A 15488-nucleotide genomic window follows, 5' to 3' on the forward strand; every position below is an offset into this window, starting at 1 on the left:
CAATTATGATTACTTGGTCATCTCTTTCGGTAAATGAGAAAAAACAGGCGCTAGCCCGCCCGGCTATGGCCAATAGCCAACAGTTAAAGCAGACCGTGGGCGACATTATCGCCCGCGTTGAAAAAGAAGGCGATGAGGCAGTACTTGATTACACACGTAAATTTGACTGCCCAGACTTAACTAGCCTTGTCCTTTCACAAGAAAACATTGATGCTCTTGCTGCGAAGGTAACGCCAGATGTAGCAAGTGCTATCGATACTGCGTTCAACAACATAAAAATGTTTCACGAAGCGCAAATGCCTAGTGATATCGCGCTAACCACAACGCCTGGTGTTAAATGCGAGCTGCGCTTCACCGCCCTTGATGCAGTGGGTCTTTATATTCCAGGCGGCAGCGCTCCACTTCCATCAACCGTATTGATGCTAGGCGTACCTGCATTGGTGGCGGGCTGCGAAAATAAGCTACTTTGTACTCCACCAAACAAAGAACAGCTTATCGCGCCTGAAATTGCGTATGCGGCCAGAAAATGCGGCATCGACAAGATCTTCTTGTGTGGTGGTGCCCAAGCAATCGCCGCTATGGCCTTGGGAACAGACAGCGTTCCTCAAGTAGATAAGATTTTTGGCCCGGGTAACAGCTTTGTGACTGAAGCTAAACAGCAAGTAAGCCAACGTGCTGATGGTGCAGCTATTGATATGCCGGCCGGCCCATCAGAAGTGTTGGTACTTGCTGATGAGTTCGCAAACCCTGAGTTTGTAGCGGCCGACCTGCTTTCCCAAGCCGAGCACGGTCCAGACTCGCAGGCTATTTTGGTGTCTAACAGCGCTACACTTATTGAAGAAGCAAAAGCCGCGGTTGAACGTCAATTAGCAACTCTATCTCGCGCTGAGATTGCCCGCCCTGCTATGGAAAATGCGCGTTATATTTTGGCTGATTCCATTGAGCAAGCCATTGAAGCAAGTAACGCCTACGCTGCTGAGCACTTAATTGTACAAATAGAGAATGCCCGTGATTATTTGCCAAAAATTAAATACGCAGGCTCTATATTCCTAGGCCCGTGGTCACCAGAATCTGCAGGTGATTACGCGTCGGGCACTAACCACGTACTGCCAACCTATGGCTATGCTAAGAATTACTCTAGCCTTGGATTATTAGACTTTATGCGTCGCTACACTATTCAAGAACTAAGCGCAGACGGCATGCGTAATTTAGGCCCTGCGATTATGGCACTTGCAGCTGCCGAGGGCTTGGATGCACACGAACAGGCCGTTGCACTTCGCATGCAGGCACTTAAGCAAGGAAACGCCTAATGTCGGCACTTATCGATAACCTAATTAACAAAAATTTAGTGCCGCTAAAGCCGTATGAATCGGCTCGTCGCTTATTTTCAGGTGGTCAAGACTGGCTTAATGCCAACGAGTCACCTTATGCCAACGAATACAGCGTAGATAGCAGCAACTTTAACCGCTATCCGTCATGTCAGCCCGAAGCGGTAGTCAGTGGTTACGCAAACTACGCCGGGCTAGACAAATCGCAGCTTATTGTTACCCGCGGCGCAGATGAAGGCATTGAACTGCTTATTCGCACCTTCTGCACGCCGGGTAAAGACAGCATTCTGATATGCCCGCCTACCTACGGTATGTATGCAATCAGTGCTGAAACCTGTGATGTGGGCATTAAGAAAGTGCCGCTTAACGACGACTTTAGCCTTAACGTGAATGCTGTATGCGCTGAAGATGACGTTAACGTGATTTTCATCTGTGCGCCCAACAATCCAACCGGTACGCCAGTTGCTCGTGAAGACATTAAAACCGTGCTCAATCACTTTGCCGATAAAGCACTGGTTGTTGTAGATGAAGCGTATATTGAGTTCGATGCCGACAATACGTGGGCAAATGAAATAAACAACTATCCAAACTTGGTGGTACTTCGTACGCTGTCTAAAGCGTTTGCTCTTGCCGGTCTTCGCTGTGGTTTTACACTTGCTCAGGCACCCGTCATCCAAGCACTACTTAAAGTGATAGCGCCCTATCCCATTCCAGAGCCAGTAGCGCAGATTGCTGCACAAGCATTGTCGGCTGAATCGCTAACGTTACTTGAGCTTCAGGTGGCTACTATTAACCGGGAAAAAGAGGCCCTAGCCGAAGCGCTGGAATCTATCGAAGGCTTTGAATTAGTGGGTGATAGACGAGCAAACTTTATCTTATTCCGCTACGCAAAAGCGCAAGCCCTAATGCAGTACTTGGTAAGCCAAGGCATGCTTATTCGCGATCAATCAAAACAGCTTAACTTACAAAACTGTTTACGCGTAAGCATAGGCACTGAAGAGCAAAACCAGCGTTTAATGCAGCTAATTAACGAATTTAAAAATAATGAGGACGCGGCATGAGTCAGCAAGCCATTTTATTTATTGACCGCGACGGTACACTCGTAGAAGAGCCGCCAGTAGATAAGCAATTAGATAGTTTAGAGAAGCTTGTTTTCGAGCCAAACGTTATTCCTGTGCTACTTAAACTAAAGGCAGCTGGGTTTAAACTCGTGATGGTAAGTAACCAAGACGGCTTGGGTACAGACAGTTTCCCGCAAGAAGACTTCGACAAGCCACACAATGCCATGATGGCCATTTTCGAAAGCCAGGGTGTAGTGTTTGACGACGTGCTTATTTGCCCGCACTTCGATGCTGATAACTGCACATGCCGCAAACCCAAGCTTGGCTTAGTACAAGAATACCTGCAGCAAGGCAAAGTGGACTTCACTCGTTCGTTTGTTATTGGTGACAGAGTTACCGATGTACAGCTTGCTGAAAACATGGGTATTCGCAGCTTTCAGTACAACCGTGAAAGCTTAAACTGGAACGATATTCAGAAAAGTTTGCTTGCGTCGTCACGTATTGCAGAGGTGGTACGTACCACCTCTGAAACCGACATTCGCGTGCGTGTAGATCTTGATTCGCAGGCTAAGTCGACAATTCAAACCGGCATGGGCTTTTTTGACCACATGCTAGACCAAATTGCTACCCACGGTGGTTTTGAGCTAAACCTCACTACCGATGGCGATTTGCACATTGACGACCACCACAGTGTAGAAGACACCGCGCTTGCCCTTGGTGAAGCGCTTAAAAAGGCACTAGGCGACAAACGCGGTATTGGTCGCTTTGGTTTCGCGTTGCCAATGGATGAATGTCGTGCGGAATGTATTATGGACATTTCTAACCGCCCACACCTTAAGTTTGACGCTGAATTTAGCCGCGACCAGGTAGGTGAAATGGCCACCGAAATGGTACCGCACTTCTTCTATTCGCTTGCACAAAGCATGGGGCTATCGTTACACCTTTCCACCAGCGAAGGTAATGCTCACCACCAAGTAGAAAGCCTGTTTAAAGTATTTGGCCGTGCGCTACGTCAAGCCATTACGCGCCAAGGCGATGCACTACCAAGTAGTAAAGGAGCCCTGTAATGTCAGTGGTAAACCCCAGCCAGCGACAAAAAATAGTCATAGTAAATACCGGCTGCGCGAACATTTCATCAGTACGCTTTGCCCTTGAGCGCTTAGGCGTTGAAGTGGACGTATCTGACGATGTAAACGTGATAAAAAACGCTGATAAAGTGTTCTTACCCGGCGTAGGAACAGCGGCAGCAGCGATGGCAAGCATTAAGCAAAAAGCGCTAGTGGAAACCCTGCAGTCGCTTACCCAACCTGTGCTAGGCGTATGTTTAGGCATGCAACTTATGGTTGAAACCAGCGCTGAAGGTGGTTTTCAAGGTACAGGCAACATCGACTGTTTGAACCTAATGCCAGGTCATGTGGCTCGCATGGAATCAAAAGGCGTGCGCTTACCTCATATGGGTTGGAACACAGTCTCTCATAAAGAAGAAAGTTTATTTAAGGGCATCCCACAAGATACCTACTTTTACTTTGTGCACAGTTTTGCCGTTCCTGAATACGAGCACACGCTTGCAAGCTGCACTTATGGTAATACGTTTTCAGCAGCTATAAATAAAGACAACTTTTACGGGGTGCAATTTCACCCAGAGCGTTCTGGCGAGGCCGGAGCACAATTACTGACTAACTTTGTGAACCTATAATGATTATTCCAGCGATTGATCTTATTGACGGACGCGTAGTACGCCTTTATCAAGGCGACTACGAGCAGAAAACCCAATACGAACTGGACCCAGTAGACGTGGTTCACGACTATGCCGACCAAGGTGCAACCTGGCTGCACATTGTTGACCTAACAGGCGCTAAAGACACCAGTAAACGTCAGCTTTCACTAATTAAGTCTATGGTCGATACCAAGCGCATGAAGTTTCAAGCTGGCGGCGGTATTCGTAGTGAAGAAGAAGTAGCGCAATTACTAGAAACGGGCGTAAGCCGCGTAGTGATTGGTTCTTTGGCGGTAAAACAACCCGAGCTTGTGAAGTCTTGGGTAGAAAAATACGGCCCAGAGCACATTGTATTGGCCCTTGATATCAATATTAGCGACAGCGGTGAAAAGCTTATTGCTACCCACGGTTGGCAAGAGAATTCTGGAGTAGCCCTTGAAGGCTTACTTGAAGACTTCGCTACAGTAGGCGCAAAGCATGTGCTGTGTACCGACATTAGCCGCGACGGCACGCTACAAGGTGCGAACACTGAGCTGTATCAAGAAATGGCAGCCCGTTTCCCACACGTTAGCTGGCAAGCGTCTGGCGGTATTGGCAGCATCGCTGATATCGAAGCGCTAAAACCCACAAACGTTGGCGGCGTTATTCTTGGGCGCGCACTACTTGAAGGTAAGTTTACGGTGAAGGAGGCTATCGCATGCTGGCAAAACGCATAATACCGTGCCTAGACGTACGCGACGGCAAAGTTGTTAAGGGCGTTCAGTTTAGAAATCATGAAATTATTGGTGATATTGTGCCTCTTGCCGAGCAATACGCAAAAGCGGGGGCCGACGAGTTGGTATTTTACGATATCACCGCAAGTTCTGATGCCCGCGTGGTAGACAAAAGCTGGGTAAGCCGTATAGCACAGGTTATTGATATCCCGTTTTGCGTAGCGGGCGGCATTAAGAGTATTGAAGACGCTGGGCGCATTTTGGAAATGGGTGCAGATAAGATTTCGATTAACTCCCCTGCCCTTAATAATCCAGACCTTATTAACCAGCTGCACGACGTTTATGGACAACAGTGCGTCGTGATTGGTATCGACAGCTTTTATAACGAAGCAACCGACCAATACGAAGTGTACAAATTCACTGGTGATGAAGCGCGTACTCAAAAAAGCCAATGGCAGACCATCGATTGGATTAAAGAAGTTCAGTCGCGCGGTGCTGGTGAAATTGTTCTGAACTGCATGAACCAAGACGGCGTGCGCGAAGGCTACGATGTGAAGCAGCTGAAAGCCGTGCGCGATGTATGTGAAGTGCCGCTAATTGCCTCAGGTGGTGCAGGTGAAATAGCTCACTTTACGGATGTGTTTCAACAAGCTGATGTCGATGGCGCTCTGGCGGCATCGGTATTTCATAAAGGCATCATTAATATTGATGAGCTAAAAGCAGAGTTAACCAGAAATGGCATTGCCATGCGTAAGCGTCACGGATTAACGGCGCAAGCAGAAGGAGTAAACCCGTGATCATTACCAACGAAAACAGCAATGAATTAGCTTGGGATAAAATGGACAACCTGTTGCCCGCCATTGTACAAGACGCACTGTCTGGCAAGGTGTTAATGCAGGGCTACATGGACCAAGACGCATTGGCGAAAACCCTTGAAACGGGCAAAGTGACCTTTTTCAGCCGCTCAAAACAGCGACTTTGGACCAAGGGTGAAACGTCAGGTAACACGCTAGATTTAGTGAGCGTGGCTTGTGACTGCGACCAAGATTCACTGTTGGTACTTGCCAACCCTAACGGCCCGACATGCCACACTGGTGTTGAAAGCTGTTGGTTTGAGGGCAACACACCAACCTTTACTTTCCTTGCTGACTTAGAGCGAGTGTTGGCTGCCCGCAAAGATGCCGACCCAAAAAGCAGCTATACCGCTAGCCTCTACAACAAAGGCATTAAGCGAATAGCGCAGAAGGTTGGCGAAGAAGGGGTAGAAACCGCATTGGCTGCGACTGTGCACGACAAGGAAGAGCTTAAAAATGAAGCCGCTGATTTGTTGTACCACTTAACGGTACTGCTTCAGGCGAGCGATATGTCGTTAAACGATGCACTTGATGTGTTGCGTGAGCGTCATAAGTAATCCGTTGTAAAACTCGTTTATTATTCAAAATGCCCTTCTCGTTTTCTACGCGAAGGGCATTTTTGTATCGCAGAGCTTTGCACTTCATTGCAATTAACATTGTTTAGCCTGCCTAAAAATTGAGCATGAAATAATCCGTCAGTTAAAGAAAACGCGACTAGCGCGGCGTTCCCAATATCCAATCGATCCCTTGGATAGCAACGGTGGGAAACACGGTCGCATGTGACGCACCGCCGATAACATGCAATTGTAGTGTTATGTTTTGATCTGCCTTAGCGATGATTTTACTTGCCAATGCTTTGCTCCCCGCAACCATATCTTGACCCTCGCCAAACTCAGGCGTTTCTAAGCTTCCCACACCAATATAAACACGCTTGGGCGATTGAGTTTCAGCCATTTCTAAGGTTAGTAAGTAATCGTCATTAAACCACACTGAAGGGCTAACAAGCACATAGTTAGAAAAGGTTTCAGGAGATTGCATGAGCACGTAGCCGCCAAATAGCCCGCCTAATGAATGCCCAATAAAAGTCCGTCGATTGGCGTCTACTCGATATGTAGATTCAATAAATGTTAATACATCTCGTCTAATAAATGACAGGTACTCAGCAGCAAGACCGGTTTCCAGTTTCCAACTATTGGCTATGGCAGGAGTGTAGTCCCTTACTCTACTCTCCACGCCTTTTGATTCTAGGGAATAAGACAACCCCACTATGACCGCTTCTTCCATTTGGCCTACGTTTACTGGCATTCGCATAGAGCCTACGATAATAGGAAAACTGTAAGGCGCATCTGTTGTGTATATTACGGGGTAATCCTTGGAAGGAGATGTGTTATAGCTTTTTGGCAACTGTACAAATAACGTATATTTACGTGCAGTTTCCGTATCTTCTATTGTCACCATTTTGCTTCTAGGTAACGAAACAGACGCTTCAGAAATGATAGGTTTAATGATTGATTCAGCAAAAGCACATGAAAATGCACTTCCGACAAGAATTATTGCTGTTAGAAAGCGAAGCACCGTAATCCCTTAGTGGTTTAAACGGAATGTTATAACGCAGCTAATTTCAATTAACCACTGTTTGCACACCAAGGGTCACTTTTTGACTTCTCTATTTCTCGATTTCTCTTACCACTTGGCCATAAGCCAGCAGCGCGAACAGCCCCGTTCCGCCCACAATATTTCCTAGTAATGTTGCACCAATTAGTGAGAGTGTTTCAAGAACGCTTATTTTATTTTGCAGTGCTAACAAGAAAAGTTCTGTTGAACCGGCTATCACGTGCGTAAAATTTCCTATAGCAATTAAATAAGTAAAAATAACTATCATCAATATTTGAGAATGCTTAACCGAAGGCTTCATCCATACAATAGCGGCAATGATAAACCCAGATATAATGCCGTATGAGAAGGCGTCTGACGGTGATAGCTTGGCATAATGTTCAGAAATAGCGGTCATCCCTTCAACCAGCTCTGGTGGAACAGATTGCAGCGAAAAGCTGAAAAACGCAGCCAAAAAGGTGCCGAACATATTGGCGGCGAAGACAATGCCCCACAAGCGCGCGATGCACACTCCCATGTTAACCGATGGCTTGCTTAGCAAAGGCAGGATAACTGACAGCGTATTTTCGGTAAATAGCTGTAGGCGACCAACAATCACCAGCACGAAACCAACCGTATAGCCCAGGTTTTCGATAACAAACTGATTGGGAGAGTTTGCAAAGAGGTGATGCAGAATTCCTTCAGCAAGAATTGAAATCGAGATACCAATGCCTGCTGCCACACCAGACCACCACAATGACATCATAGGACGTTGAAGTTCTTCTAACCCTTCCCTGTGGACAATGGCATACAAAGAAACAGAATTTAAGCTCTGATTATCTCGTACATCTTTTTCTTCAGTATGACTAAGGGCAACGTCTTGCTCTCTATGCCCAGACTCCTTCACTTTTTCTGTCACTCATGCCTCCTGCAACTCTGCGCTTAACTAGGACGTTTACCTCAATTACATAGTATTTGGTCTACGACACAGCTACTTAACAGGCATCACCAGACCTCCCTATTAGGTTACGTTGATTAAGCACGTTTTTGGTCACAATAAATTTGCCTATTTCAGATATAGCACCCATTTTAATAAAAAAGCCCGCGTGAACGCTGTTCACAAGGGCTTTGGTCTTATTGCCGGTCGTTATAATGCTCGCAAAACGTCAAACATGAACTAAGGGTTTAACAAGGTTGGTTGCCCTAACCCAAGCGCTTGTAAACGCTCAAACTGGGTATCTTTGTCCCCTACTATCAAATAAATCATTCTATCAGGATGTACATATTTACCGTAAAGGCGCTTTATCTCACCAACGGTTAACGCTTTTACCTCAGCTTCTTGCTGTAAAACGTAATCATTGGGCAAGCCAAAATCGCTGATTTCGCTAACCATACTCAGTTTAGCGCCTAGCGTCTCAAACGCCCTTGCACCAGATTTAAGTGTGAATCCTTTCGTAACGCCTAAATCTTCATCTGAATAGTTTGCACCAAACTCTGCTAATATATCCATGATAGCTTGCGTTGCTTCTAAGGTAACGTTCGACCTTACGGCGCTTCGTATGGTGAATTCACCGGTATATTTATCGCTAGAAAACGATGAACGAATGCCATAGGTGTAGCCTTTGTTTTCACGTAGTTCCTGCATAAGCTGTGAGGCGAAACCGCCCCCGCCTAAACGATAATTCATCACACTGACTTTATAAGCATCATCATGAGTAACATTCGGGGCGGAATGGCCGAAATAAAGCACTGACTGTTTAGCCCCAGGCACGTCATAGAAAAAGACTTGGGCGCTTTCTGGCAGCTTGGGCTCTGGTACCTTCGCAAAAGTAACATCTTTTGGTAACCATCGCGCATTAAGTGGCGCTAGGCTTTTTACAACGTCCTGTTGTTTGATGTCTCCCACAACATGGAACTTTGCCAATGACGGTGTGAAGTATTTCTCGTAATACTTCTTAACATCTTCGAGCGTTGTGTCATCTACAGTTTGCTTATCTCCAAGAACCGTTTGAGCAAACGGATGCGCCTCTCCGTAAAGCAGTGTTTTAAACTCAACCGATGCAATGGCATTAGGGTTCGCTTTTATTTGTTCAATCTGGTTGATTGTATCGTCTTTAGCTAATTCAAACTCTTGTTCATCAAAGCGAGGAGAAAGTATCACTTCAGTGACGAGCTGCATTAAGTCACTGTAGTGCTTAGACAATACCGTTCCGCTAATAGTAATGTCAGTTTCAGAAGCACTGGCCTCCAGAGAAGCGCCTAAAAGCTCAATTTCCTGCTCCAGCTGCTCGGGTGTTTTGTCCGCCGTACCTTTAAGCAAAGTTGCGGCAAGTAAATTGGCGGTTCCTGTTTTACCTTCTGAGTCTAGAAGCATGCCACCATCCAGCTTTAACTCAAACGCGACCAATGGCACTTCGTCATTAGCAATACCCGTTATTTTGATGCCAGACGACAGTGTATTTTGCCAAACCTTAGGTGGTGTAATTTCTATTGATTCACCATAAGCAGGCTCTTTCGTGCGATCAAACGATGACGGAGTACGTTCGTATTCAGCCGCAACTAACGCATCAAAGCTCTCTTCCGCCCCCGCGACAATTTGCTCCTCCACTACATTAGCTTCAGTAGAGCCGCTTAACACCAACTCTTGCTGCCCCTTAGGTACAAAGCTGGTGGCCACAAACGGTTTATCCTTGATATAGGTGCTATAAACACGCATTACATCTTGTTGTGAAACGCCCAGAATTTTCTGAACATCTTGGCTGATAAATTCAGCCCCGCCCGCAAAGATTTCGTATTGTGCCAATTGAAAACCTTTACCTAAGACGCTTGAAAGTCCTTGATAAAATTCTGTTTCTTGACCTGCTTTTATGCGCGCCAAATCCTTGGAAGAAATCCCGTCTTTCTCAAAACGGGCGAACGCTTCGTTAACTCCATCTGCAACAGTGTTTAAGTTCACGCCATTAAATGCCATAACCTGCAGCTGTAGCTGTCCAGCGATCTCAGCATCATAGCCATAAAGATAAACATCACTGGTGAGCTTCTTCTCGTCAACAAGCACCTTGTTCAGCGGAGCATTTTTGCCTTGGCTTAAGTACTGAGAAAGTACTTGAAGTGGATAATAGTCATCGTGATATTCAGGTACGGTTGGCCACACCATAGTTAAAAGTGGCGCTTGTGCAAAATTATCTATATGGAATCGTTTTTTAGTCTCATTGAGCTTCGCAGGTTGAGGCGGTAATTTGTTGATTTGCTCTCCCGCAGGAATTTCATCGAAATATTTTTTAACCCACGCTTTAGTTTGATTTACGTTAATATCACCCGCGATGGTAAGCACCACATTATTAGGTACATACCATTTTTTGAAAAACTCTTTCACGTCAGCAAGCGTTGCGTTTTGCAGATCATCTAACGACCCAATCACTTGCCAACTATAAGGATGCCCTTCAGGGTAAAGGTTTTTATCAATCACATATTGATTGTGACCATAAGGACGATTATCCACACTCTGGCGCTTTTCGTTTTTCACCACCTGCTTTTCTTTGGCGAGCACAGGGTCTGTTACGGTATTAATGAAAAATCCCAACTTATCGGCTTCAGCCCAGATCATTTTTTCTAAAGCATCAATGGGTACAGTTTGGAAGTAATTGGTACTATCACGACTCGTCGAGCCATTTGCACCTGAGCCGCCAATTTTCGCACTGAGTTTATCAAGACCGCCTTTTCCCAAGTTCTCTGATTCGAGAAAAAGTAAGTGTTCAAACAAGTGCGCAAAGCCTGTTCGCCCTTCTTTTTCTCTGGCTGAACCCACATGCGCAGTGAGGGCGACTGCAGCAACGGGATCAGACCTGTCAACGTGCAGTACAACGGTAAGCCCGTTATCCAGAGTAAAACGCTCGTAGTCCACGTTGAACAGTGACGTATTTAGGGAAGCAGTACTATTATCTGCATTAGTGGTTGTTTCGCTGGTTATATCGGAAGCAGTTCGTACATTTTGTGGATCATTGGTGTTATGCGTACACCCTGTCGAAACTGCACTTAATGTTATTACAGCAATTGCAGTGTACATTCTTGTTCGTTTGAATGTTTCAAGCATTATGTATGTTCTTTGCGAGTCAAAAATGTAACAAGTACCACAAGTGCACCACCAGTGCCATGACATTCCTTTTTCAGACATTTTAAGCATGCCTAAACGGGCGGCGTTCATCTTTTACAGAGTGAAATATAAACATATGATTTACATGAGTTTTATTGCTTTTTTTCAACGCTCAATACCCTGTAGCTAGAGCAACCTTAATTAGCTACCGACATAGTTCGTTACATTTTCCACACCTCAATTTTGAACAAATTAGGTAATTTACAATCTACATCTATTACACAAGCCATGTCGTGATAAAACTTTGATCCAACGAGCAATCTACGAAAAGTGAGAACCGAAGCCGTGTTAAATCTAAAACAGAGCGTTAAGAACAACCTGCCTTTCATTTTATTTATGGTTTTGCTTTTCTCGTTTCGAAGCAGTGTTGCTGATTGGTATTATGTCCCTACAGGCTCTATGGAGCCCACCATTCAAGTAGGCGACCGCGTAGTGGTTGATAAATCAGCCTACACGCTAGAACTGCCGTTCACAGACGTTGTTGTCGCGAAAACTGGTAACATCAATCGCGGTGACATTGTAATCATTGACAGTAATGCAGCTGATACCAGACTCATTAAACGTGTGGTTGCCATTGAAGGTGATAAGGTCAAATTAGAAAACAACGTTCTTTTTATCAATGGTGAAAAAGCAACGTTAAGCGTCAAAGGTCACAATCTTTATTCCGAGCAGATTTTAGGCCAAACACGAACCATAGCGCTTAACCCATTACCTAGCCCTGCGAAAAACTTTAATTTGATCACTGTGCCCAGAGATCACGTGCTGGCAATGGGGGATAATAGGAACAATAGCGTTGATTCTCGTTATTATGGCTTCATTCCAATTGAAGAAATTCAGGGCAAAGCCAACTCGGTTGCATTTTCACTAGATCCGGACGATATGTATTTACCGCGAAAAGACAGGCTTTTCACATCACTTCAGTAGGGCTGAACAATACCGTTACTTGCAAAAAGGCCAAGCTAGACCTTTACTTGCGTTCAATTTTTCGGCAAAAAAAATCTGGTCAGATCTGATAAAGCGGTGATATTCACGTATATGAAGAAAAATGTAGGAGCAATTGCATATACGTAAATTCTTACTAATGAATTACAAATAGCGGTCTTGTTCCTTATCAAATTCCCACTTCCTCAACACCAATTAACTAAGCCGCAACCCTTTATTTTTACGCTGTTTTTAGTTTAACTTCACGGCCGCTTAATCCCGCTTCACATTTAAAAAAGTAATACATGGTTTACACACTTTGTAACCAAGTGTCACATCTTTCGTGTTTTCCCCTATTGCAACTTAAGTATTAGGAGTGCTATTCATAATTTTGCAACATCATCGTGTTGCAAAAACACACAACAAGTAAAATGGAAATAAGGAAATAACAATGAAACAAGGTCGTAAAGTAAGTGCAATTGCAGTGGGATTAGCACTTTCAGGATTAACCTCTCTATCTCCTGCGTATGCACAGCAAGCTGACGAAGAAGCAGCCAACCTTGAACGAATTGCAGTCACCGGTTCTCGTATCAAACGTACAGATATGGAAGGCCCTTCACCTATTCAATCAATAGATGCAACAATGATTGAAGGCATGGGCTATGAAAACCTTCAACAATTACTCGAGCGTATGCCGGCCACAGGTGCGGGTACCTTCTCGACACGTAATAACAGCCAAGATTCAACAGCCAATGGCGCGGCAGCGGTATCCCTCAGAGGTATGGGACCAGATGCAACGCTTGTTCTAATAAACGGACGTCGCGTGGCAATAAGTGCCTTTGCTGAAAGTATCACTAACTCATTTGTTGATATTAACTCTATTCCTGTATCTGCCATCGAACGAATCGATATATTAAAAGATGGCGCTTCTGCGATTTACGGCTCAGACGCTGTTGCTGGTGTCGTAAACGTAGTACTGAAGAAAGACTACGAAGGTCTAGAGATTAATGCAGGTTATGGTGGTACAACAGGCCCAAGCTATGATGAGACCACCGCCAGTATTCTATGGGGCTCTCAAAGCGAAAAAAGCAGTGCTACAGTTATCATCGACTACTTCAACAACAGCACGCTTGGCGCTGACGAAATGGGCCGATTCGGAACAGCTAACCAATCACCTTATGGTGGTATGGACTTCCGTTCTTCACGAGGTTACCCAGGTTACTTCTATGTGGATGGCGTTAAAACTATCGACCCTGATTGTCCAGAAGATAGCGCAACGGCGTCTGGCAGCTGCTTGTTCGATTATGGCCCATTTGGTTTAACCATACCGGCTTCTGAGCGCGTAGGCTTTATTGGTCAGTTCGACTATAAAATTGGCGACGAAACCACAGCATTTATGGAAGTTGCAATGCAGCACAATACGTCTGAAGCAGGCGGTGCAGCAACACCTCTTGATGAAGATGCTGGTTTAACCGTTCCGGGTACTCATCCTGATAACCCGTTTGGACAAGACATTGAAATTGGTCGCTACCGCCCTGTTGACGCAGGTGCCCGTCGCTGGGATATCGAATCTGACACTCTTCGTTTAGTCGCAGGCCTTCGTGGCACGTTCAATGATTACGATTGGGAAGCATCTGTACAAAAAGGCCGCAGCCGTTCAGAACAAAGTGGTGATCAGTCACAAGGGTGGGTTCGCGTTGACTGGCTTCAGGAACAAATTAACCTTGGTAACTACAACCCGTTTGGTGGCGTTACTAACCCACAAAGTGTAATTGATGATATTACTACTAGCCTTGTGCGCCGTGGTGAATCTCGAATGACCAGCGTTGACGCTCACATTACCGGTGAAGCATTCAGCTTCGGCGACGATGTTGTCATGATGGCAGCAGGTGTTGAATATCGTGAAGAGCAAGTATCTGACGTTCCTGATGTTCAGTTCCAGCGCGGATTAATCTTCGGTACTGAATCAGTTTCTGCCTCTGCTGAACGCGACCAGTATGCTGCATATTTAGAGCTATCTATACCTTTAGCTGAACAGCTTGAGCTTCAACTAGCTGGCCGCTATGACCATTACAGTGACTTTGGTAGTACAACTAATCCTAAAATAGCATTACGTTGGGCGCCAAGTGATGAAGTAACCGTGCGCGGTTCATGGGCTCAGGGCTTTAGAGCACCGTCTCTTGCACAAGTTGGCCTTGGTCCATCACAGAAAAGTGTTTTCTTTGTAGACAAATATCGCTGTGATGCAACAGGTCAGGATTGTGAATCGTTGGATTACAATATCGAGTTTGCAGGTAACCCTAACTTGGATGCAGAAGAGTCAGAATCTTGGAACGTAGGTGTTATCTACGCACCTATTCAAGAATTAGGCCTGAGCATTGATGTATGGAGTATTACGCAGGATAACAAAATTGATGAGCAGCAATTCGGCTTAGTTTACGACGCGGAATGTAATAACCAAGACAGCACAATCTGTGTTCGATTAGATCCGCAGCCAGGCGAGTCATTAGGTGTAATTCAAAAGATTTTCAACACCTACCAAAACGTATCATCTCAAGAAGCGTCTGGTGTTGATTTCAGCGCCAACTACCGCATGGAGTTGCAAGAGTTCGGTAACGTACGCTTTAACCTTGATTGGTCTTACATGAACGAGTTCGAAAAAGACGGTCTTGAGTACACTGGCGAATATGGCTATCCAGAACACCGTTGGTTATTCGGCACAACCTGGTCTAAAGGTGCGTTCGATGCCAACTTGAACATTAGCTTTGTTGGTGAGTTTGAAGACACGCCTGACATTGATTTCGACGGTGTGTTGGACTTTGAAGAAAATACCTCGAGAACGGTTGATTCTCAAATGTTGGTAGACTTGCAGTTTGGTTACAACTACAGCGACAACCTTCGCCTTGTAATTGGTTCAAACAACTTGCTTGACGAAGAGCCTCCGTTTGCTATCGGTGATGGTGATGGTGACTTATACGGCTATGTAGGCGGCGTGCACAACCCACGTGGCCGCTTCGTATACTCTAAACTAACTTACCGCTTCTAAAAGCCTTTAAAACGAAAAAGCGCTCAACGGCATTGCTTAACAATGGCATGCCTTGAGCGCTTTTTTTCATTCATGTATTAACGTGTGTTTAGGAAAAAAGAT

Annotated in this window: 12 protein-coding genes; 9 read left to right on the forward strand and 3 right to left on the reverse strand. The window is 45.3% G+C overall.

Annotated elements, in window-relative coordinates:
• Window positions 1-5: 5 nt before the first annotated feature.
• Genes hisD through hisIE form a run of 7 tightly spaced genes read left to right on the forward strand, consistent with a single transcriptional unit; the run spans window position 6 to window position 6230 of the window.
• Window positions 6-1310 carry a histidinol dehydrogenase gene (gene hisD / locus MHN02_RS07985; RefSeq protein ID WP_239245420.1) on the forward strand — a complete coding sequence of 435 codons (1305 nt, stop codon included), beginning with the start codon at window positions 6-8 and terminating at the stop codon, window positions 1308-1310.
• Window positions 1310-2389, forward strand: a complete 1080-nt coding sequence (hisC, locus tag MHN02_RS07990) for a histidinol-phosphate transaminase (protein WP_239245422.1) — start codon at window positions 1310-1312, stop codon at window positions 2387-2389. Before hisD ends, hisC begins: the two co-directional genes overlap by 1 nt.
• Window positions 2386-3456: a bifunctional histidinol-phosphatase/imidazoleglycerol-phosphate dehydratase HisB gene (gene hisB, locus MHN02_RS07995; RefSeq protein WP_239245425.1), complete on the forward strand. Its 1071-nt coding sequence runs from the start codon at window positions 2386-2388 to the stop codon at window positions 3454-3456. Before hisC ends, hisB begins: the two co-directional genes overlap by 4 nt.
• Entirely contained in the window at window positions 3456-4085 is a 630-nt protein-coding gene (hisH, locus tag MHN02_RS08000; RefSeq protein ID WP_187446637.1) for an imidazole glycerol phosphate synthase subunit HisH, read from the forward strand. Before hisB ends, hisH begins: the two co-directional genes overlap by 1 nt.
• A complete protein-coding gene (hisA, locus tag MHN02_RS08005) occupies window positions 4085-4822 on the forward strand; it encodes a 1-(5-phosphoribosyl)-5-[(5-phosphoribosylamino)methylideneamino]imidazole-4-carboxamide isomerase (protein ID WP_039225201.1) in 738 nt (245 codons plus the stop codon). Before hisH ends, hisA begins: the two co-directional genes overlap by 1 nt.
• Complete coding sequence (gene hisF / locus MHN02_RS08010; protein WP_239245427.1) at window positions 4804-5616, forward strand: imidazole glycerol phosphate synthase subunit HisF; 813 nt, start codon at window positions 4804-4806, stop codon at window positions 5614-5616. The genes hisA and hisF overlap by 19 nt, the downstream gene beginning before the upstream one ends.
• Window positions 5613-6230 (forward strand): bifunctional phosphoribosyl-AMP cyclohydrolase/phosphoribosyl-ATP diphosphatase HisIE, encoded by a 618-nt coding sequence (gene hisIE, locus MHN02_RS08015; RefSeq protein WP_239245429.1) that lies wholly within the window; start codon window positions 5613-5615, stop codon window positions 6228-6230. Before hisF ends, hisIE begins: the two co-directional genes overlap by 4 nt.
• Before the next feature lie 157 nt (window positions 6231-6387).
• Here the strand turns inward: hisIE and MHN02_RS08020 are convergent, their stop codons facing one another.
• The 3 genes from MHN02_RS08020 to MHN02_RS08030 form a co-directional block, all read right to left on the reverse strand.
• Window positions 6388-7248, reverse strand: coding sequence for an alpha/beta hydrolase-fold protein (locus tag MHN02_RS08020; protein ID WP_168463728.1), 861 nt, complete (start codon window positions 7246-7248; stop codon window positions 6388-6390).
• Between the two features lie 91 nt (window positions 7249-7339).
• Window positions 7340-8185: a formate/nitrite transporter family protein gene (locus tag MHN02_RS08025; protein WP_049588640.1), complete on the reverse strand. Its 846-nt coding sequence runs from the start codon at window positions 8183-8185 to the stop codon at window positions 7340-7342.
• Between the two features lie 258 nt (window positions 8186-8443).
• Window positions 8444-11359, reverse strand: a complete 2916-nt coding sequence (locus tag MHN02_RS08030) for a pitrilysin family protein (protein ID WP_343212215.1) — start codon at window positions 11357-11359, stop codon at window positions 8444-8446.
• 330 nt (window positions 11360-11689) lie between these two features.
• On the opposite strand from MHN02_RS08030, the gene lepB reads away from it, so the two are divergent.
• Complete coding sequence (gene lepB / locus MHN02_RS08035) at window positions 11690-12343, forward strand: signal peptidase I (protein WP_061486123.1); 654 nt, start codon at window positions 11690-11692, stop codon at window positions 12341-12343.
• 448 nt (window positions 12344-12791) lie between these two features.
• Entirely contained in the window at window positions 12792-15386 is a 2595-nt protein-coding gene (locus tag MHN02_RS08040) for a TonB-dependent receptor (protein WP_156078560.1), read from the forward strand.
• Window positions 15387-15488 lie beyond the last annotated feature (102 nt).

The organism is Alteromonas sp. CNT1-28, assembly GCF_022348345.1.
Taxonomy (GTDB): Bacteria; Pseudomonadota; Gammaproteobacteria; order Enterobacterales; family Alteromonadaceae; genus Alteromonas; species Alteromonas macleodii.